Consider the following 20,576-nt stretch of genomic DNA (forward strand, 5'->3'; position numbering starts at 1 on the left):
GTCTTACAAAGACAGCACCTTATGCTTTACCGGAAAGTCGATGTCGCGGGGACCATTTATGAGCAAATCTTCCATATGCGGGCGCACGATATCAAGGGAGGTCGATTGAAAAGCCTCCTCCCCAAAGGTGGCAATGGTTTGGGTCTGCCATTCCACAATCCGCTTATCCTGCTTTAACGCCAGTTTAAAAAACGGCATCAACAACGCTTTTTTGACCCCCGCCCTAAACCGGTTGCCTTTCAGGGTCAGCAACACATGGGCTTTCACCTGCCCGACCTCTGCCTCACTCAAATAGGCTGTAATCACCAGCTCCGTGCCTGCATCGGATCGATATTCCAGCTCCGCTATGCCCGGCAGGATAAATCGGGCGTGACTGGACACCCGTTTCGGCTCAAACAATCGGGAAATCAAGCCGTTCTGCCCCTCTTCCCCCGTATAGATCACCTCGACGCGATCCACGCTGCGTCTAATCTCCGCGCTCACCTGCTGCCTTTTCTGTTCCGCGCGGATCAATCCAGCATGGACATAATGGGTGTGAAAGCCATCCAAAAAATTCTCGGCAACATTCATCAAACTGCCGCGTGCATCAGTTTGCCAGACAAAGCTGGTGTAGCCGGTCGCCTCTGCCAAGGGATGTAGATAGGGCAGCCCCGCCCCCTTGTCTTTACGGGCAAAAACAAAGGGACCAACTGTTTTAGTATCCATCGCCGCCACAGAAAACTTGCCAGACTGCACCGGAAGATCAGGCAAGCCGGGGATATCCTGAACTTGTCCATCCCTACCAAAGCGCCAGCCATGATACGGGCATTGTATCCGCCCCTGTCTCACACAGCCCTTTGACAACGGCGCATTGCGATGGGGGCAACGATCTTCCAACATGACAATCTCATCACCGTTTCGCCACAGGACATAGGGTCGCCCCGACAGCCACACCCGAACCGGCTTTCCCTTCACTGCACGTGTCAGGCACACAACGTGCCAGCCCGTCGATCCAGCCATGCTCATAAATCAAACCTGTTCATCAAAGGCACCCCAATATTTTGCAAAAGGGTACGCAGCACCCCAATCGGTAAACGGCGCGCAAACGGCAGATGGCGCATATAGCACGCCGTCCATTCAATCGTCGGCTCTGCCCCGCGCAACCGTTTAAAAGAACCTGCCCCGGCACTTAAGTTATAAGAACACCCCGCCTGTTCCATATGATCAAAGGCAACGGCGGACAGCATGCGATATAGGCCCAGCTTTTGCGGCAAACGAGTATCATAGCCAAAGACCGGCGTGGTGATCACCCCATTACAGCGGATTGTACCTGCGATGCCATCCAGGTGCCCTGCTTCATTGCGCAATGCTTCTAGGCGAAACATCCCGCATGAGTGCCCAAATTTTAACAACTCTGCTGTAAAAGCCGGATTGAGGCCGGAGTATTTATCCAGATAAAGCTGATCATACAGGTCTTTGGCCCGGTCAAAATCAGACGCGCTAAACGTATCTGCGCTCACCCGTTGATAAGGCGTCTTTGCCAGTAAACGATCATCGGCCTTACGGTCGCGCTTATGGGGAGATTTTGGCTCCATCCGCCAGATACGCCGCGCAGGTAACAACTGCCAGTCTGCCTCGACAAATCGCTGGATCAAAGCCGCATGGTGATATCCATTCAAAGATCGCGTGATGAGAAAAGAATCGGGGAAGCGATCACACAATTGATCCGTCAACGGCTTGAGGCTCATCGGCGACCAATGGGGAAACAGGTTCGTGGATAAAAACCAGTTATTCAGGCTCACCACCTTGTCAAAGCCCGCCCCTGCCAACCAGCCATCTACCCCTTTGATCAACACAGAAAGCGGATAATGCAAGCCTTTGGCCGGGAGCGTCTCCAGCTCCGTCAGGGCATATTTGCCATAGGTCGCACAAGGGGAGGACACATAGCTTTGCTGCTGTCCCGCGACGGGTTCATGTATACTCAAGGGGAAGTCCAGCCCGTCAACACTCAGGCGTTCCACCCGACCAAGGGCATTTGACACATAAGTCTGCACACCTTTTGTCTGCAACGCGTTAAGGTATGCCGAGTTAAAGCAATTTTCCGTCATAAATTCCCGTCCGCTTGCCTTTGTTATCTCTGGCTTTATTTCTCGTGAACGTCGTTCATTTAAAAACATATATACATTTTATGCCGAAGACAACTATTATATGATCAACGTTCAATAAGACCTGTTCGAAGGATCCCCATGGCAAGACGATACGACCACAGCCGCGACCAACTGCTTGAGATGGCCCTTGATGCCTCGCGTACCCTCGTGCTGGAAAATGGTGTGCGCGCCCTGACCGTGCGCAAAGTCGCAGGCGAGATGGGCTACGCAGTCGGCACCATTTACAACCTGTTTGCCAACCTTGATGACCTGATCCTGCATGTGAACGGGGCCACGTTGGATGCACTTTATGACACGCTCAGCGACGTCCCGCTTACTGCGGACGCGGACAAAGATGTGCGCGCCCTGAGTGCCGCTTACATTGACTTTACCATCACGCATCTGAACCTTTGGAACGCGCTGTTTGAACATAGCCTGCCTGCGGGCGAAGACCTGCCCGACTGGTATCATGAAAAGATTACCCGCCTTCTCAAGCTGGTTGAAACCGCGCTAGCCCCCATCTTTAATGGACAAAACCCTACAGAGCTGGAAAAGGCCGCCCGTGTGCTTTGGAGCTCCCTACACGGCATCTGCTCCCTTGCGACTGTGAACAAACTTGATATTGTCACGGCCGCGCCAGCCTTGGACCTTACCGACTCCCTAATCACCAACTACTTACTGGGTTTGTCACAAACTGTGTCCAAATAGGCACAAAAACCCTGATAGAAAATCTATCTTTTCCCGTGGCGCCCCTTGGCGTTTCTTTTCTATTGCCTATATTTTTTTTGACGATATATAGGTGTTACTTTGACCGACAGGTTCTCATTTTATGCAGACATTTAAACTCACCCCAAAACCGCAAAGCGACTATCGCCTTGAGATCAAGGAACTCAAATATCGTTGCAAGGTCGAAGCCCTTGGCTATCGCCTTGATAAAACCATCTATGGTTTCTCCGATAAATTGCCAAACCTTGAGAAAATGCGCACAGCCGGCTTTACCATTGAGGAAGTCCCCTTTGATCAGACGCAACACGATCTGGTAAAGGCGCTAGAAGAACGCCGTCGGACAAAATCCAAAATTGACCATTTATTGCACGCCCAAAAATTTGACGGCGCAGCCAATGAACAGGACGTCAATATGGCAAATATGAAGCTCAACGAGCTGAACAACAGAATTCAGGCTGCCAAGACCGCCCTTGAGATCACAGGCACCGTCAAACTCCTGAAATTCTAGCTCTCTTTTTTTAGAAAGAACATAGATATGGCAAAACTCGCCCCTAAAGTCCGCCCGGATATCTCCGATTGGACAGCCGCCGACCTTAAAAGCTGGCGCGAAAGACACGGCTTCGACCAAAACCAAGCCGCAAACGCGATCGGGATCGGTCGCCAAACATGGCTGAAGATGGAAACCGGCAAACGTGACATCGACCTGGTCTTCTATTTGGCCTGTGTCGGATATGATGCGACAAAAGGCTAATCGGCCCTCAGTAAAGAAGTAAAAGGCGTCCCATGGATGCCTTTTATTTTGCCTGAAATCAGACAAGAATAAACCCGCTAACGTAAACGCTAGCGGGTTTGAATTCTGGTGCCCCCACACGGACTCGAACCGCGGACCTACTGATTACAAATCAGTTGCTCTACCAACTGAGCTATAGAGGCTTATGTGTTGCCTTCCTTGGAAAGCGGGCGGAATTTAGCGCGAAGTTTTCAGATGCGCAACACATAAATTCATCCAAAATCATTATTTTTTTTGGGAAGGCGAAAAAGCCTTATTTTCAGCCATTAGCCCGCAAAATAAGTTTCGATAATCCGCTTATAGACTTGCGTTAAACGGTTAATATCTGCAACAGGCGCGCTTTCGTTGACCTGATGGATGGTATGATTGCGCAATCCAAAATCCACCACCTGACAATAGTTGGAAATAAACCGCGAATCAGACGTACCGCCACTGGTGGAAAATTTGGGTGTCAACGCACAGACCTCTTCACAGGCTTTAGCAACCACTTGGGTCAACGTCCCGGGTTCGGTCAAAAACGCATTGCCCTGATTATGAATTTCCAGAGTGTAATGTTCCGCCCCACCTGCGCCTTTGGTTAAAACCTCGCGGATGTTTTTTTCCAGACTTTCCCCCGTATGCAAATTGGTATAGCGCAAATTAAAGCTCGCCTTGGCTTGACCGGGTATAATGTTCACCGCCGGATTACCGATATCCATGGTAGACACGGCCAGATTGGACGGGTCGAAATAATCTGTCCCCGCATCAATCTGCCACGCCACCAGCCCTTGCAACATGGCAAGTAAACGATGGGCGGCATTGTCTGCCATATGGGGATAGCCCGTATGACCTTGCTTACCATAAGCCACGATATGCCCATCCAGGCAGCCGCGTCGCCCGATCTTGATCACATCCCCGATGGTCTGATCACAGGTGGGCTCCCCCGTGATGCAGGCATCCCATGTCTCGCCTTTATCAGACAGGTGAGACAGCATCTTGACCGTGCCATTAATCGACGGGCCTTCTTCATCCCCCGTGATCAACAGACTTAGTGATCCACTGGGGCGCCAGCCGCTTTCAAACAGGTCAACCAAAGCCGCCACCCAACAGGCAATGCCGCCCTTCATATCAGATACACCGCGCCCGTATAGGACGCCATCTTCGATGACCGCGCCGAAGGGATCAAACTTCCAGCGATCCACCTGCCCGACCGGCACCACATCAGTATGTCCGGCAAAGCACAGATTTTTGCCGGATGTGCCATAACGGGCGTACAGGTTATCCACCGGGTCCGTGCCTTCTTGAGTGAAAGGCAGACGCTGACAGGTAAACCCCAGCCCATCCAATACGGATTGCAGATAATCCAAGGCCCCCGCTTCCAGTGGCGTGACACTGGGGCAACGGATCAGGGCCTGTGCAATTTCAACAGCTTTTGATGACATTTATAAACACATACTTCACAGGAAAGGCCGACCCAAAAGTCAGGCCACCCCTTTACAGATTTAATGAGACAGGATCGTGTTGAGGAAGGTGCGCGTGCGTTCTTCTTTCGGATTTTCGAAGAATTCCACCGTATCGCCACTTTCAATGATGCGCCCTTGGTTCATAAAGACCATTTTGTCGGCAACCTGACGGGCAAAGCCCATCTCGTGGGTGACACAGATCATGGTCATGCCGTCTTGGGCCATTTCCACCATCACGTCCAAAACTTCATTCACCATTTCCGGGTCAAGGGCGGACGTCGGCTCATCAAACAGCAAAAACTTGGGCTGCATACAAAGCGCACGGGCAATGGCGGCGCGCTGTTGTTGACCACCTGAGAGCTGTGAAGGATATTTCTCCGCCTGTTCGGGGATATGGACCCGTTCCAGATACTTCATCACCACATCCTTCGCTTCACCCTTCGCCATCTTTTTGACGCGTTTAAGCGCAAGGGAACAGTTTTCCGCAATGGTCAGGTGCGGGAACAGATTAAACTGTTGGAACACCATGCCCACATTGCGCCGGATGGTTTCTTGTGATTTGGCATCAGCCGTCAATTCCTGCCCATCGATCAAAATATGACCGCTATCGTGGTTTTCCAGACCGATAATGCTGCGGATCATGGTCGATTTACCGGAACCGGAACTGCCGCACACGACCACGCGTTCCCCAACCGCGACATTTAAATTGATGTCACGCAGGGCGTGGTAATCACCGTAATGCAGGTTCACGTCTTTGAGGACAATGCCCTTATTTTCTTGCTGGCTCGACATAAAAAATCTCCTGTCGGCAAATTAGTTTGTACGCGTTGCGCCGTGGGGTAAATATCTGTTCAACCGTTTCTCCAACAGATGAAACAACTGGGAGAGAACAAAGTTGAGAGACAGATAAATACTGCCGGCGACAATAAAGATTTCCAGCGGCTGGAAAGTCTCTGCGATCAGTTTTTCAGCCACACCTGTGACTTCCAAGATGGTGATCGTACTGGCAAGGGAACTCGCCTTCACCATAATGATCACCTCGTTGCCATAGGCTGGCAGCGCCTGACGGAAGGCCTGCGGGAAGATCACTTGCACAAACAGATCAAAACGACTGAGGCCCAAGACTTGTCCGGCTTCCCACTGCCCTTTCGGGATGGATAGGATACCGCCGCGAATGATCTCACAGACATAGGCTGCCGTGTTCAAGCTCAGTGCCAAGATCGCGCAGAACCATGGTTCACGGAAGAAGTGCCACAACCCCACCGCTTCCAATGCTTTTACAAACTGGCCTGAGCCGTAATAGATCAAGAAGATTTGTACCAACAAAGGGGTGGAGCGGAAAAAATAGACATAGGCATAACAGGCTTGTGCGATCAGCTTGTTTTTGCTCAGCCGTCCCAACGCAAACGGGATGGCAAGACAGAAACCGATAAAGACCGACACAAAGGTCAACATCAAGGTGTTGGGGAGAGCCGACAGCAACGGCAGGATGCTGTCTTGCATGGTAGTTAAATCCATTTTACGACCTCACCCCTTTCTGACTCCACGTTTCGACCTTTTTAAAGCCGCGGTTACTGATGCTGGTGATCAACAAAAAGATCACGGCGGCAAACAGATAGAAGGTGAATGGCTGATGGGTTGCGCCAGACGCAATCTTGGCAGAGCGCATCACTTCAACCAGACCAATAACCGAGATCAGGGCTGTCTCTTTCAACGTGATCTGCCAGACGTTGGCAAGACCGGGTAATGCAATGCGCAAGGCTTGCGGCAAGACCACATCAAACGCTTTTGACCATTTGGACAGCGACAGCGCATCGGCCGCTTCATGCTGGCCTTTGGGGACGGCCAAAATGGCACCGCGAATAACTTCGGTACAAAAGGCACCGGCGCCAAGGGCAATACAGAAGACACCGGTCACAAACAGGGGCAGACTGACATAACCGTCGTAGCCGAAAACACCGTTTGCAATTTTACTCAGCAGCAACTCACCGCCAAAAAAGACTAGATAAATAATGAGAAGTTCGGGCACACCGCGAAAAACAACGGTATAGAAATTGCCGATAAAGCGAAGCGGCATAAATTTGGATAATTTGAGGAAGGCGAAAACAAGACCGACAATAATTGCCAGAATATAGGCGCAAAAGGCCACGGCGAAGGTCATCAACCCGCCTTTTAACATCTCGTCTCCCCATCCAAGTGACCCAAAGGACAGGAACGTCAAATCCATTGTGAAATACTCCATTGGGCGGAAAAACTAGGCTGTTTTCCCGCCCATGGTCAAATAATTATTGGGCAGGCTTCAGGCTGAAACCAAACCACTTTTGGGACAGCGCTTCAATTGTGCCGTCTGCCATCGCTTCGTTAATCGCTGCAGAGAATTTGTCAGCCAAAGCTTTATCTTCGTGACGCACACCAACGCTGATACCGTTGCCGAAGATGTCACCCGCAAAACCAGCACCAACCATCTTAAACTTTTTGCCGTCTTTGATCAGCGGCAACAGATAGCTGGCAGAAGCAAAGCCCAGGTCAAGGCGACCGGACTCAACGTCCAGATCAAGGCTTTCTTGTGAATCATAGGTGCGGATTTCGACCGCTTCAGCCATGTATTTCTTCACGAAGGCTTCAAGGATTGTTTCAGCTTGGACACCGACAACAGCACCCTTCAGTTCTTTTTTTAGACCATCAAGAACCGCTTGTTCTTGCGCGGTGATCTCGTCAAGGTCAACAAAGCTCATGGGAGACGTTACGCCAGCATATTTGCTATCTTCACGGACGTAGAATTTACGTTCTGCGATTGCGTATGGACGGGAGAAACCAATAGCTTTTTTACGCTTTTCTGTCGCGTTCATGCCTGCGATGATGGCGTCATATTTACGCACTTTCAACGCCGGGATGATGCCTTTCCAGGCTTGCTCGCTGATCGTACATTTGACTTCCATACGCTTACAGAGATCGTTTGCCACATCAATGTCAAAGCCCTTCAGCTCGCCATTCGTGTCTTTAAAGTTATAAGGCTTGAAAGCACCTTCTGTTGCAATACGAATTTCTTTGTATTCTTTCGCCACGACTTCCGTGGAAAAAACAAATGCCGATGTCAGCATGGCGAACAACGCCATTGATTTTTTCATATTTCTCTCCTGATCATTCATCGTTATTTTTTGATTAAATTACAATAAAAAGACAATACCGATTTCAAGCCTTTAATAAAATTGCTAATATTATTCAGTTTATTTCTAAAAATTAGAAACATTAGGGATTTTTAAATGGCATTGCCCGGTCATTTGCGTGTCTATCACTATATCAAAGTCATCGCCCGCGTCGGCTCCTTTAGTGCGGCGGCGGGGGAATTGAACATTGCTGTTTCTGCACTGAGCCGCTGGGTCAATAATGTGGAAGCCGATCTGGGTGCGGCCCTCTTTCGACGCATGGGACGTGGTTTAGAGCTGACAGAGGCCGGACAGGCCTATCTTGAACATGCCAATCTAATGCTTGATAGCGATAAAACCATCCGCGATCGCCTGCAGCAGCTGGCACGCGGGGAATGGGGGACCGTCAAAATCGCCTCCGTCGAAGGGGCGGGTGAAACCATCGTGCCCGCCGCAATCGCCGAAATTTGTAAAGAATACCCTCAGATCGACTTTGAACTGGAAATCGGCAACCCAGATATCAACCTGAAACACCTGCTCAACCGCGATGTGGATTTTGGCCTGTTTCTCAATCAGCCGCAAGATGCCAACCTGTCCCTTGTCTTCGAATATCCCGCCCCGATCTCGGTGGAGATGCGCGAAGGTCACCCCTTAAGCGGCAAAAAAAATCTCACCATGCGCGATGTGGCCCAATATCCGATCCTGCTGCCCAGCAAAGATACCTCCATTTACCAGATGGTCCATCTCGCCTTCAGTGCAGAAAAACTCACCCTGCAATCCAACGTCAAATCCAACTCCATCCTGTCGCAGCGCCAGATCATTTCCGAAACCGACTATCTGAGCTTTGGGTCTAAACTTTTATATGTCAACTGGGCGCGCACCACCCTGCGCCCCATCAAAAACGATATCCTGAAACAGCGCAAACTGTCCTGCTATCGCCTAAAGGACCACCCGCTGTCCAGCGCCACCCAACTGTTCATCCAGTCTTTGCGCAAACAGATCGAACTGAACGTTTCCCAATAACTTACCCAGCTTTAGAGCAAAATGACGTTATCTGCAGCAGTCGCTATATCCACTATTTCTTCAGCGGTTGGGTCATATTCAGAGATTTCCCCTTTATAATCTTCTGGAGGATAGAAAATTAAATTTGACGCACCTTCCAAAGGAACGTTCACGTCCAACAACTCCATATAATATTCACAATCCCAACTCCCAACATTCATGGCTCTTTGCGTGATATCAACAAGCTCTTCACGACTTAGATCAGGGACATGCACGGCTCGGGGAAGGCAGGCATAATTTGTAAATTCATCGGGACTTGAATGAGTATACAGGGTGCGAAAATACTCGCTATCCAGACCGGATACCCCCGTCAAATCAAAAAGAACAAAAAGTAATTCAGTACAGTCATTCTGGGCTTCTGCTGCTACAATAAGAGCATCAGTTAACTCTCGAATACAGGCTAGCCTCTCCTTACTCGGCTTATCTACAATTAAGCTTTTTCGTAATAGCATTTTCTGTTCCCTCACCCTCATTGTTCATAAACTGAATAATTGAGAAAAAACTAGATAAATGCAACAAACAAACAGGCATAAAAAAAGGGAGAGCCGAAGCCCTCCCTCTCATTTTATATGGTCGCGACAGTTATGCCGTCTGTAATTGACCTGCCCGATAGTTTTTCAACAGGATCAACAGAACAACCAGCCCCGAACCTGCAATAAACAGCGGATGGTTACCGACGAGAACCAGACCTGCGATGGTCAGTAGAACTTTCTCGTACTTTTGAAGTTCAACGCTGAAATAGCCAATGTAAGCCGCAGACAAGGCAACGATACACAGGATACCACTGCTCAGTGCGAGGGCGAATTCCATCGCATTAAAGTTCAAGAACAGCAGGCTCGGCGCGTAGATGATCATAAACGGCACCAACGCTTTGCCCATCGACAGACGGAAGGCCGTAACACCGGTCTTCATCGGATCGGACCCACCGATCCCGGCACCGGCATAAGCTGCCAAGGCCACAGGTGGCGTCACATCCGCCAAAACCCCGTAATAGAAGATGAAGAAGTGAGACGCCAGCAACGCAATACCAAAATCATCCAACGCAGGCGCAACGATAGAGGCCAAGATGATATAGGTCGGTGTGGTCGGGATCCCCGCCCCCATCAGGATACAGGCAACCGCCACCAGCAACAGCGCCACAAACAGGGTAATGCTGCTTTCCCCCAGCAGATCAAACGGAACGAACGGTGTCAGGAAGGCCCCAAAGTCATGGGCCAGACCAACGATCGCACCGGAGAATTTAAAGCCAAGACCTGTCAGTGTGGTCACACCCAACAGGAAGCCAACACACGCACAGGCCGCCGTGATGGCGATGGACTGTTTCGCCCCTTCTTCAAGGCTGAAGATCAGGCGTTTTGGTGTCAGGACACTTTCCGCATCCAGCTTGCCGATGCCCAGTTTGTTAAACACCAGCGGGATGTAAGAACACACAACCGTCAGGACGATCCCCCAGAAGGCGGACATAAACGGCGTATATTGCATCAACAGCAAGGTGACCATCACGATCAGCGGCACCGTCTGGTGCCAATGGCGTGACATAATATCCCAGAAACGCGGGATATCTTGTGCCGGCATGCCTTTCAAGCCCAAACGCTTGGCTTCAAAGTGGACCATGCACAGGGTGGCAAGATAGTGGAAAGCCGCCGGAATGATCGCAATCAGGATCAATTCATTGTACGGCACGCCCAGCATTTCCGACATCACGAAGGCAGACGCCCCCATGATCGGTGGTGTGATTTGCCCTCCGCAAGAGGCTGCCGCTTCGGTTGCTGCGGCAAAACGACCGCTAAAGCCATAGCGTTTCATCATCGGGATGGTAAAGGCACCTGTCGTCACCGTATTGGCAACGGGCGAGCCGGAAATCATACCGAAGAAGCCGGAGGACACCACAGACACTTTCGCCGGACCACCGGAATAGCGACCCGCCAGCAGGGTTGCCAGTTCAATAAACAACTGACCAAGGCCAGAGGCTTGCGCCAACACACCAAACAGAACGAAGTGGAAAACGTAAGTTGCGACAACGCCGATGGCGATCCCGTAAATCCCTTCTGTCCCCAGATATAAATGTTCAACCAGTCGAACGATATCGTACCCACGGTGTGCAAGCACACCCGGCAGGTCCGGGCCCAACATGGCATAAAGCAAAGAAACGACACCGATAATGGATAAAGATTCACCCATGGTCCGACGCGCGCCTTCGATGACCAGCATCACCGCGATCCCGCCCATCAGATAATCCAATGTCTGCGGGAAACCAATGTTTGTGATGAAGATATCTTCGAAGAAGAACACCAAATACCCTGAAAAACCGGCCCCCAGAATAGCCAAAGGCCAATCCAACCAGCCCGGCTTGTTTCCGCGCCCGCCCAAAAACTTAAGCGGTAAAGCGGACAAAGCCATCAAGACTGCGAAACCGTAAATCCCAAAGCTTGCGTAAGCCGGCATCTGGCTTGCGAAAGCCCCAACGAGTTGGTGGGCAACAATCAGATAAAACGCACCGTAAGCCAAGCCGAGCACTACCCCGACGCCTAAGCGTTTAGGAGCACGTTTCGGGAAAACCAGAAACAGCAGGCCCATGATAAAGGTCATATGGACGGTACGGTGCGAAATTTCGTTCAACAGGCCAAAACCAGCCGTATAAACGTGGAACAAGCTCAGCGAAACGCAGGTAACAGTGATGAAAAGCTTCAACAAACCCGATGTGTCACGAAAATTACTTTCGTTGTCGAATTCCTTGATGAGGTTGTCCAGATCCTCTTGATGCATTTCCCCTGCACGGGCGTCACCTGTGGCAGATTGGTTGTTTACAGTCATAATCTTCTTTCCTTAATGACAGTCTTTCCGAGGTGCCAGTCGCACACCCGAAAAATCAGGCCATTGGTTCAAATTGATAACCGACGATCCAACATCCAGACGATTTTTAAATCGACTGTCCAATCGGACGATCAGGTCATGAATGGGTCTATCCAGATAAAGAATGAATGTGCCATCCTGACGTACAAATCGTTTTGCGTCCGGTTCACCGTCCATGGACGGCAAGCCCTGCCCGTGCGTTATAAAACGTTCTTCGAGCTGTCTGATCGCAAAGGCGTCAGGTGATACTTTATAAATTTTGTATATATCTTCGACAGGCGTGAGCGATACAGAGTGGATGAAGGTGAGCGCAAATTCATCCGCGGCCAGCTCGACGCAGGCCAGTTTCTCGTTCGATCGGCTGTCTGTTATGTCTAAAGCTGCCCCATAGACATTTGGTGCTGCCGCCATAAAGGCAACAGCACCAAACAGCAGCTTAAGCTTACTTGATAATGCCTTTTTCACGGAAATAGCGCTCTGCGCCTTTGTGAAGCGGAATAGAAACAGATTCCAGGGCAGTGTCAACGCTGATTTCTTTACCTTTTACGTGCACTTTACCAAGTGTTTCAGTGTTTTCGTAAAGGGCTTTAGTCACAGCGTAAGCAATGTCTTCCGGCAGGTCAGCATGTGTTGTCCAGATCGCGCGAACAGCAAGTGTTTCAACGTCTTTATCAACACCTTTGTATGTGCCAGCTTTCAGAACTGTGTTTGCATAGTACGGCTGAGTTTCTTGCAGTTTAGCAATCGCCGGACCAGACAGCGGAACGATGTTGATATCGTGACCGTTGGACAGTTCAACAACAGAAGCAGTCGGGCTACCCGCTGTGATCAGAGAGGCGTCCAAGTGACCGTCTTTGATTTTCTCAACAGACTGAGAGAAAGAAGAGTAATCTTCAGTGATGTCTTCGCGTTTCATGCCGTGGGACGCCAACAGATCGCCCAGCAGCTGCCACTGACCAGACCCCGGAGAACCGGAGCTTACAGATTTGCCTTTGAGGTCTTCGAACTTAGCGATACCCGGCTGTGTGACCAACTGAACTGTTTCAGGGTACAGAGCGCCAAGGGCACGCAGATTTTTCAGCGGTTTGCCTTCAAACTGGTTTTTGCCTTTGTAAGCAGCATCCAGAACGTCAGCCGCAACAAAAGCAGACTCGATCGCACCACGGCCCAACAGGCCCGCGTTTGCAACAGAAGCGTTACCCGTTTCAGCCGTTGCAGACAGTTTTTTGCCGTCCAGTTCAGTGTTGTTGGACAGAACCTGCGCCAACATACCACCCAACGGATAGTAAGTACCGCCTGTACCGCCTGTTGCGATACCAAAGAACACACGCTCTTGAGCCTGTGCTGCACCAGTTGCCAGACCAGCAGCTACTGCCGCTGTCGCAACCAATGTTTTAAATGTCTTTTTCATTTGATCGATTTCCTCTCTGTAAGACATAAAAATAATTATTCACTCGTTTCATTCGAGCCTTTCAGCAATTCTGTCGCCAAAAACGCCGCTGATCTTGCCGTTACCCCTGTTGGGTCAAACTGGGGATTCAGTTCCACAATATCAGCTAAGGGCATACCGAAGCGGCACTGAGAAGCAACCTTGGTCACGATTTGAACTATGCGTTCCACGTCCTGCATTTCAACCCCACGAATGGCAGGTGCGCTTACACCAGGTGCCTGATAATGGGGAAGGAGATCCAGGTCAATCGTCAAATAGATTGCATCTACAGTTGAGACAAAGTTTTCCAGTTTTTTGGTTAACCATGCCCCCTCGAAATTCTTTAATTCTGTATCGAAAACATACTCAGCGCCCCATTCATCTGCACGATCAAACAAGGACTTAGTGTTGCTTTCTTTAGCGACCCCCAGGCAAATGTATTTAAAATTTCCGGGTTTCACCATATTGCGAATTTGATAAAAAGGCGTGCCGGACGACGGGCCCGCCGCAGGTGGCGTCCGCAAATCCAGATGGGCATCAAGGTTGATAATCCCGATTCTCGCATCTTCACCCAAATGGCGGTATAGTCCACTAAAGCTGCCGACCGCTGTTTCGTGACCGCCCCCCACAACCAGAACGCGACAAAACTCACCTAATGCTTTTGCCACAGCCCCACCAAGGGCCTCTTGTGCGGCTTCCAGATCACCATCCACGCAATCCAGATCCCCCAGATCGAACAGACGGCCCGCGCCATTATGCCATGCGATATTGCGCAATTGCTGGCGAAAGGCTCTTGGCCCTTCCTCGGCACCAACGCGGCCCTGATTGCGCTCTACCCCTTCATCACAGCAAAAGCCGATCAGGGCAGCATCTTCTGCCTGCACGTCCAGCGCCTCATCCCCAGCCAACACGGCACGGTGATGCCAGCGGTCTGCGTTCTGGCCTTCTTCAGGGTCGTTTCGGCCTTGCCAAATATCAAAATTTTTATGGTTCATCATATCTTATTCAAAAATTACGGTACGATCGTCGTTCAACAGAATACGATGTTCCAAATGAGATTTCACAGCACGGGCAAGTACGCGACTTTCCACATCCTGCCCCATGGACACCAATTCCGGTGCACTATATTTATGGTTTACGCGGCGCACGTCCTGTTCAATGATCGGACCTTCGTCAAGGTCAGCCGTCACGTAGTGTGCTGTCGCGCCGATCAGTTTCACCCCACGCTTGTGGGCCTGATGGTAAGGTTTTGCGCCTTTAAAGCTGGGCAAAAACGAATGGTGAATGTTGATCACACGTCCCATTAGTTTTTTTGATAATTCGTCAGACAGGATCTGCATATAGCGCGCCAGAACCACCAGATCGACCTGATAACGGTCCACAAGGTCCAACAACGCGGTTTCCTGTTCTTCCTTATTGTCCTTATTTACGGGCAGGTGGTGGAAATCAATTCCTTCATCCTCGACCCGTTTTTTCCATGTCTCATGGTTAGAAACCACACAGACCAGATCCATCGGCAGGTTACCAATGGCTGCGCGATACAACAGATCGTTCAGACAATGGCCCAATTTGGACACCATGATCATCACACGGGGCTTAACCTGACTGTCAAAAACATCCCAGTCAAAATTATAGGCAGAGGCCACGGGCTTGAAATTCTCTTTAAATGCCTCGACCGTCAACCCTTGAGCCGGTGCCATTTCTACACGCATAAAAAACATGCCGGTTTCGGCGTCAAAATGCTGACCACTTTCCAGAATATTGCAGTCCTGTGCCGTAATATTATTGGCGACTGCCGCAACAATTCCTTTGCGATCGATACAGGAAATGTTCAAAACAAATGTGCGGGCGAATGACATAAATTTTATCCTTAAAACACGGCCTATGCGCGTTGAATACTGTGCGCTAAATTAAGCGGGTGGTTAAAAACATGAAAGCAGAAAACAGTTCTATTAAGTTTTCCGATCCTTACTATTAGAAAAACCGATTCTTACCACAAGAGGATTTTTTTCTGACAGAAGATTCAGTCATAAATATGTCAACGCATGGTCCGAACATGTCAGAATATTCTGTTTTCAGCCTACTCAAGCATACCCTATCCGGTCACAAAAACTGGAAGGAAACGTGGCGCTCACCTGCCCCCAAATCCCACTATGACATTATCATTGTCGGTGGCGGCGGGCATGGTCTGGCAACGGCCTACTATCTTGCAAAAGAACACAATCTCACCAACATCGCTGTCCTTGAAAAGGGCTGGATCGGTGGCGGCAATATGGGGCGTAACACAACGATTGTGCGCTCCAACTACATGCTGGAAGCCAATACCCGCTTTTACGAGCATAGTCTTAAGCTGTGGGAATCGCTGTCGCAAGAACTGAACTATAACGTCATGTTCTCGCAACGCGGCGTCATCAACCTTGCCCACACCCCTGCCCAGTTGGACGGATTCGCCCGTCGCGGCAACGCCATGCTGCTCAACGGCGCCGATGCGGAACTGTTGGACCGTGATGAAATTGCACGACGTTGTCCGGGGCTTGATATGTCGCCTGACGCCCGATTCCCCATCGTTGGGGGCATGTGCCAACCGCGGGGCGGCACCGCGCGTCATGATGCGGTTGCCTGGGGGTATGCTCATGGGGCAGACCGACTCGGGGTTGACATCATCGAAAATTGTGAAGTCACCGGCTTCCAGATGAAAGACGCTCAGGTCTGTGGCGTTGAAACCACCCGCGGCGCCATCACTGCTGGCAAAGTCGGCGTTGCGGTTGCCGGACATACAAGTCAGGTCATGCAAAAAGCCGGACTGGAACGCCTGCCGATTGAAAGTCACCTGTTGCAAGCCTTTGTCTCCGAACCTGTCAAACCGCTGATCGACACCGTCGTCACCTTTGGCGCGGGGCACCTTTATATCTCCCAATCCAACAAGGGCGGGCTGGTCTTTGGCGGGGATATTGATGGCTATAATTCCTTTGCACAACGCGGCAATATGCCCGTGATTGAAGATGTGGCGGCTTGTGCCATGACCATGTTCCCCAATCTTGGCAAAATCCGACTGCTGCGCCATTGGGGCGGGATTATGGATATGTCCATGGATGGCACGCCCATCATCTCGGAAACACCGATCCAGAATCTGTACCTCAATGGCGGCTGGTGTTACGGCGGGTTTAAAGCGACGCCGGCATCGGGCTGGTGCTTTGCCCACTTGCTGGCCACAGGCACCCCGCACGACTTGATCAAAGACTTCACCCTCAATCGGTTTGAGCGCGGCTACACGATTGACGAAAAAGGTGTCGGCGCCCAACCGCGCCTTCATTAAGGACAAAAGACATGAAGATAGAATGTCCCTTCTGCGGCAAACGCGATCATTCGGAATTCACGTACAAGGGTGACGCCACAGTCGCGCGCCCCGATCACAGCGAACAAGACCTTGATCGCTGGAACGACTATGTCTTTCAACGTACCAACCCCAAAGGCGCGCACAAAGAATATTGGCACCATACCAACGGCTGTCGCAAATTCCTGATCGTGGAACGTGATACCATCAGCCATAAAATCAACAGCGTGACCCTTGTCCAAGGCGGCGGCAAATGACCCGTTTTCGTATCCAGTCCCCAAAGGGGGCCAAACAAATCCACTTCACGTTCAACGGAAAATCCTATCAAGGGTTTGAAGGGGAGCCCCTCGCCGCTGCTTTGCTGGCAAATGGCGTGCACCTGATCGGGCGGAGCTTTAAATTCCATCGCCCGCGCGGCATCTACAGTGCGGGCAGTGCAGAACCCAACGCGCTTGTCACCGTCCTGCACCCGGATGGGCGCGAACCCAATACACTGGCCACCACCCTTGAAATTTATGAGGGTCTGGAAGCCGTGTCCCAAAACTGCTGGCCCAGTGTCGAGACAGATTTCGGCGCAGTGAACTCCCTGCTCAGCCCCCTGTTTGTTGCCGGATTCTACTATAAAACCTTTATGGGGAAGTCCAACAAACACTGGATGTTCTTTGAAAAATACATCCGCAAAGCCGCCGGTATGGGCGAAGCCTCTGTAGAAGCCGACAAAAGTGTTTACGAAAAAACCAACACCTTTTGCGATTACCTGATCGTCGGGGCTGGCCCGGCGGGGATCTCAGCCGCCCTTGAGGCCGCCCAAACAGGCAAGCGCGTTGTCCTTGCAGATGAACAAGATGCCTTGGGGGCCTCCCTCATCGGGACCAATCAAACCATTGACGGCTTGCTGGCAGGCGCTTGGCTTGCTCAGCAACTGGCAACGTTGAAAACCTATCCCAACGTCACCTTGCTGCCTCGGACCACCATCTACGGCTATTACGATGACAATACCTTGGGCGCGGTTGAGCGAGTCAACACAAAAGCCTTGCGCGAACGCCACATCATCTTTCATGCCGACAAAGTGATTTTGGCAACCGGCGCAATTGAGCGCCCCATCGTCTTTGGCAACAATGACCGCCCCGGTGTCATGCTGGCCTCCGGCTTTGGCACCTATGTCAAACGCCATCATGTACGCCCCGGCACCAACGTCATTGCGTTCACGAATAACGACAGCATCTACCAACAAATCGACGATGCGTATGAAGCAGGTGCAACCGTCCATACGGTCGTTGATATGCGCGAAAGCTTAAGCGACTACGCCCAAGAAATCGTGACCAAGACCGGGATCAACGTCCAGCTTGGCAAAGCGGTTTCCCACGTTCTGGGCAGCAAAAAAATCCGCGCTGTGCAACTGGATGACGGCACGAAGTTATCTTGTGATCTGTTGATCGTCAGCGGCGGTTGGACACCGACCATCAACCTGCAAAGCCAGCAAGGCGACAAACCGATTTATGACGATTCCCTCTGTGCCTTCCTGCCCGGCTTGCCGCATCAGGACTATCTCAGCGTTGGGGCGTGTAACGGGCAGTTTGGTCTTGCCGATTGCTTAAAATCCGGCGCGCGCGCCCTTGGACAAGACCGCACCTATACGGTGGAAAGGGACGCCCCGTGGGACATCCTGCCGGTCTGGGAAGTACCTGTCACAAAAGGCATCAGCTTTGTCGATTTTCAACATGATGTGAAAGCCAGCGATATCAGCTTGGCAAAACGCGAAGGCTTCATCTCTGTTGAACATCTCAAACGCTATACCACACTCGGCATGGCAAACGATCAGGGCAAAACCTCCAACCTGAACGCTTTGGCCCTCATGGCGAAAGAGCGTCAAAAACCGATTACTGAAGTCGGCACCACGCGTTTTCGCCCGCCTTACACACCCGTTGCCATCGGCACACTGAGTGGTGGCAAATATGGCGATCACTTCCGTCCGACCCGCTACACCTCCATGCATGAGTGGCACATCAACCACGGGGCCGAAATGATCAATACCGGGGCATGGGTGCGCCCGCGTGTTTATAAGCAACCCGGCGAGACCGTGACGGACGCTTATATCCGCGAAGCCGCCAGTGTGCGCAACAGTGTTGGTATGGTCGATGTCACCACCCTTGGTAAAATCGAAGTAGTCGGCCCCGATGCGCCAGAATTCCTCAACCGGGTTTATACAAACGCATGGCTTAAACTGCCTGTTGGGAAAGCGCGCTATGGCGTGATGCTGCGCGATGACGGACTGGTCTTTGATGATGGCACCACGTGGCGTCTGGAAGAAAACCGCTTCCTGATGACCACCACAACCGCCAATGCCGCCAACGTGCTGACCCATCTGGAATATCTGTTGGACGTGGTCTGGCCGGGGCTAAAGGTCAAAGTGATCTCCGTCACCGATCAATGGGCAGGCGTTGCTGTCGCTGGCCCCAACAGCCGCGCAACCATCGCCAAGACCGTCAGCGGCGTCGATATGTCCCATGAAGCCTTCCCCTTCATGGCAGTGATGGACGGCTTTATGGATACCATTCCGGTCAAAATCGCCCGCCTGAGCTTCTCCGGCGAGTTGGCCTATGAAGTCTGGTGTCCGTCCCATTACGGCCTTGCCATGTGGGAAAAACTGTTTGATGCGGGCAAGGAGTTTAACCTGACCCCTTACGGCACGGAAGCCCTTGGCACCTTGCGTATTGAGAAAGGCCATGTGTCCGGGCCGGAACTGGATGGGCGTACCAGCCTTGATGATCTGGGTCTAAGCTGGGCTTTTGGCAAAAAAGATTTTGTCGGCAAGCCTTTGTCCCAGCGTGAGGGGTTGATGGCCTCTGATCGAGCGAAACTGGTCGGGCTGATGTCCAAACCCGGACAGGCCATCCGACCCGGTTCGCAGATTGTCACGCAAGATAACCAGACCCGCAGTATCGGCCATGTGACCTCGACCACCTATAGTCCGGCATTGCAGAACTATATCGCCCTTGCCCTGATCCAAAACGGACGGGACAAGATCGGTGACACCGTCATTGCCACCTACCCTTTGAAAAACGAACAACAGGATGTGGAAATTGTTCACCCCCACTTCTTCGACCCAGACGGGAGCCGCATGCATGTATAACGAATATGCCCTTTCCCCGCTGACGTCTGCCTCATTCATCCAAACAGATCAACTGTGCGTCAAAGAATGGGAACTTGCCAGTTTCATCCAAATCGACTGCTGGTCCGGTTGTGAAGATCAAGTGATTGCCCTGCTCACTCAGCATCAGGATAAACGCTTTTTAGTTTTGCACACCGCGCCCGATCGCTTGGTCGTTGTCTCAACCAATCATGACCTGTTTGAGGAACTCTCAGCACTGATCACGCAAGACGTCGGGATGTTGACCCAACTCAGCCAGGCGCGCACCGCTTTTCACCTGTCCGGCCATCAGGCACAGACCATCCTTCAAAAAGGAGTCGCTATTGATTTTGCGGAACCTGTTTTTCCGATCCATTCCTGCAAACAGACCAGCATCTCCGATATCGGTGTGACGCTTCATCGCCTCGATGAAAATACCTTTATCTGTTATGTCTTTAGAAGTTTTGCCCCGTCTTTTCACCACTGGCTGACCCGTGCGATTTAACCGTCGCACATCAGGTTTGCTTGACGTTAGGAA

Annotated in this window: 21 protein-coding genes and 1 tRNA gene; 8 read left to right on the plus strand and 14 right to left on the minus strand. The window is 51.2% G+C overall.

Going from position 1 to position 20,576, the window contains the following annotated elements; translation table 11 throughout:
* Positions 1 to 3: 3 nt before the first annotated feature.
* Both Q397_RS22355 and Q397_RS0112420 read right to left on the minus strand, forming a co-directional pair.
* Entirely contained in the window at positions 4 to 1,005 is a 1,002-nt protein-coding gene (locus tag Q397_RS22355) for a Rieske 2Fe-2S domain-containing protein (RefSeq protein WP_051609976.1), read from the minus strand.
* Positions 1,002 to 2,087, minus strand: coding sequence for a hypothetical protein (locus Q397_RS0112420; RefSeq protein WP_051609977.1), 1,086 nt, complete (start codon positions 2,085 to 2,087; stop codon positions 1,002 to 1,004). The genes Q397_RS22355 and Q397_RS0112420 overlap by 4 nt, the downstream gene beginning before the upstream one ends.
* Before the next feature lie 138 nt (positions 2,088 to 2,225).
* On the opposite strand from Q397_RS0112420, the gene Q397_RS0112425 reads away from it, so the two are divergent.
* The 3 genes from Q397_RS0112425 (at position 2,226) to Q397_RS22360 (ending at position 3,603) form a co-directional block, all read left to right on the plus strand.
* Positions 2,226 to 2,834, plus strand: coding sequence for a TetR/AcrR family transcriptional regulator (locus tag Q397_RS0112425; protein WP_028879698.1), 609 nt, complete (start codon positions 2,226 to 2,228; stop codon positions 2,832 to 2,834).
* Positions 2,835 to 2,955: 121 nt separating this feature from the next.
* Entirely contained in the window at positions 2,956 to 3,360 is a 405-nt protein-coding gene (locus Q397_RS0112430) for a hypothetical protein (protein WP_028879699.1), read from the plus strand.
* Between the two features lie 27 nt (positions 3,361 to 3,387).
* Positions 3,388 to 3,603, plus strand: coding sequence for a helix-turn-helix transcriptional regulator (locus Q397_RS22360; protein WP_038013816.1), 216 nt, complete (start codon positions 3,388 to 3,390; stop codon positions 3,601 to 3,603).
* A gap of 106 nt (positions 3,604 to 3,709) precedes the next feature.
* Here Q397_RS22360 and Q397_RS0112440 read toward each other — a convergent pair.
* From Q397_RS0112440 to Q397_RS0112465, 6 genes are all read right to left on the minus strand, one after another.
* Positions 3,710 to 3,785: transfer RNA gene (locus Q397_RS0112440), tRNA-Thr, on the minus strand.
* 123 nt (positions 3,786 to 3,908) lie between these two features.
* Entirely contained in the window at positions 3,909 to 5,063 is a 1,155-nt protein-coding gene (dapE, locus tag Q397_RS0112445) for a succinyl-diaminopimelate desuccinylase (protein WP_028879700.1), read from the minus strand.
* Between the two features lie 60 nt (positions 5,064 to 5,123).
* Entirely contained in the window at positions 5,124 to 5,876 is a 753-nt protein-coding gene (locus tag Q397_RS0112450) for an amino acid ABC transporter ATP-binding protein (protein WP_028879701.1), read from the minus strand.
* Positions 5,877 to 5,897: 21 nt separating this feature from the next.
* On the minus strand, positions 5,898 to 6,602 hold the full coding sequence (locus tag Q397_RS0112455; protein ID WP_028879702.1) for an ABC transporter permease: 705 nt from the start codon (positions 6,600 to 6,602) through the stop codon (positions 5,898 to 5,900).
* Between the two features lies 1 nt (position 6,603).
* Positions 6,604 to 7,311, minus strand: coding sequence for an ABC transporter permease (locus Q397_RS0112460; protein ID WP_028879703.1), 708 nt, complete (start codon positions 7,309 to 7,311; stop codon positions 6,604 to 6,606).
* A 58-nt stretch (positions 7,312 to 7,369) separates the two neighbouring features.
* The gene (locus Q397_RS0112465) at positions 7,370 to 8,212 is read right to left on the minus strand and encodes a transporter substrate-binding domain-containing protein (RefSeq protein WP_028879704.1); all 843 of its coding nucleotides are present in this window, start codon (positions 8,210 to 8,212) and stop codon (positions 7,370 to 7,372) included.
* A 135-nt stretch (positions 8,213 to 8,347) separates the two neighbouring features.
* Here Q397_RS0112465 and Q397_RS0112470 point away from each other — a divergent pair, with 135 nt between their 5' ends.
* Positions 8,348 to 9,253 carry a LysR family transcriptional regulator gene (locus tag Q397_RS0112470; RefSeq protein ID WP_028879705.1) on the plus strand — a complete coding sequence of 302 codons (906 nt, stop codon included), beginning with the start codon at positions 8,348 to 8,350 and terminating at the stop codon, positions 9,251 to 9,253.
* A gap of 11 nt (positions 9,254 to 9,264) precedes the next feature.
* Here the strand turns inward: Q397_RS0112470 and Q397_RS22365 are convergent, their stop codons facing one another.
* The 6 genes from Q397_RS22365 to purU all read right to left on the minus strand — a co-directional run bounded on the left by Q397_RS22365 (position 9,265) and on the right by purU (position 15,433).
* On the minus strand, positions 9,265 to 9,744 hold the full coding sequence (locus tag Q397_RS22365) for a hypothetical protein (protein ID WP_038013818.1): 480 nt from the start codon (positions 9,742 to 9,744) through the stop codon (positions 9,265 to 9,267).
* Between the two features lie 130 nt (positions 9,745 to 9,874).
* Positions 9,875 to 12,106 (minus strand): TRAP transporter permease, encoded by a 2,232-nt coding sequence (locus Q397_RS0112480; protein WP_051609978.1) that lies wholly within the window; start codon positions 12,104 to 12,106, stop codon positions 9,875 to 9,877.
* A 12-nt stretch (positions 12,107 to 12,118) separates the two neighbouring features.
* A complete protein-coding gene (locus Q397_RS0112485) occupies positions 12,119 to 12,610 on the minus strand; it encodes a DUF1850 domain-containing protein (protein WP_028879707.1) in 492 nt (163 codons plus the stop codon).
* Positions 12,588 to 13,556: a TAXI family TRAP transporter solute-binding subunit gene (locus Q397_RS0112490; protein WP_028879708.1), complete on the minus strand. Its 969-nt coding sequence runs from the start codon at positions 13,554 to 13,556 to the stop codon at positions 12,588 to 12,590. The genes Q397_RS0112485 and Q397_RS0112490 overlap by 23 nt, the downstream gene beginning before the upstream one ends.
* A 35-nt stretch (positions 13,557 to 13,591) precedes the next feature.
* Complete coding sequence (hutG, locus tag Q397_RS0112495) at positions 13,592 to 14,572, minus strand: formimidoylglutamase (protein ID WP_028879709.1); 981 nt, start codon at positions 14,570 to 14,572, stop codon at positions 13,592 to 13,594.
* A 3-nt stretch (positions 14,573 to 14,575) separates the two neighbouring features.
* Positions 14,576 to 15,433 (minus strand): formyltetrahydrofolate deformylase, encoded by an 858-nt coding sequence (purU, locus tag Q397_RS0112500; protein WP_028879710.1) that lies wholly within the window; start codon positions 15,431 to 15,433, stop codon positions 14,576 to 14,578.
* A 197-nt stretch (positions 15,434 to 15,630) separates the two neighbouring features.
* Between purU and Q397_RS0112505 the strand changes: the two genes are divergently transcribed.
* The 4 genes from Q397_RS0112505 to Q397_RS24195 are packed head-to-tail and all read left to right on the plus strand — an operon-like array spanning position 15,631 to position 20,543.
* A complete protein-coding gene (locus Q397_RS0112505) occupies positions 15,631 to 16,890 on the plus strand; it encodes a sarcosine oxidase subunit beta family protein (RefSeq protein WP_028879711.1) in 1,260 nt (419 codons plus the stop codon).
* A gap of 11 nt (positions 16,891 to 16,901) precedes the next feature.
* The gene (locus tag Q397_RS0112510; protein WP_028879712.1) at positions 16,902 to 17,165 is read left to right on the plus strand and encodes a sarcosine oxidase subunit delta; all 264 of its coding nucleotides are present in this window, start codon (positions 16,902 to 16,904) and stop codon (positions 17,163 to 17,165) included.
* Positions 17,162 to 20,041 carry a sarcosine oxidase subunit alpha family protein gene (locus tag Q397_RS0112515; protein WP_051609980.1) on the plus strand — a complete coding sequence of 960 codons (2,880 nt, stop codon included), beginning with the start codon at positions 17,162 to 17,164 and terminating at the stop codon, positions 20,039 to 20,041. The genes Q397_RS0112510 and Q397_RS0112515 overlap by 4 nt, the downstream gene beginning before the upstream one ends.
* On the plus strand, positions 20,034 to 20,543 hold the full coding sequence (locus Q397_RS24195) for a sarcosine oxidase subunit gamma (protein WP_051609981.1): 510 nt from the start codon (positions 20,034 to 20,036) through the stop codon (positions 20,541 to 20,543). Before Q397_RS0112515 ends, Q397_RS24195 begins: the two co-directional genes overlap by 8 nt.
* Positions 20,544 to 20,576: the final 33 nt, after the last annotated feature.

Origin of the sequence: Terasakiella pusilla DSM 6293 (assembly GCF_000688235.1) — a bacterium.
Taxonomy (GTDB): domain Bacteria; phylum Pseudomonadota; class Alphaproteobacteria; order Rhodospirillales; family Terasakiellaceae; genus Terasakiella; species Terasakiella pusilla.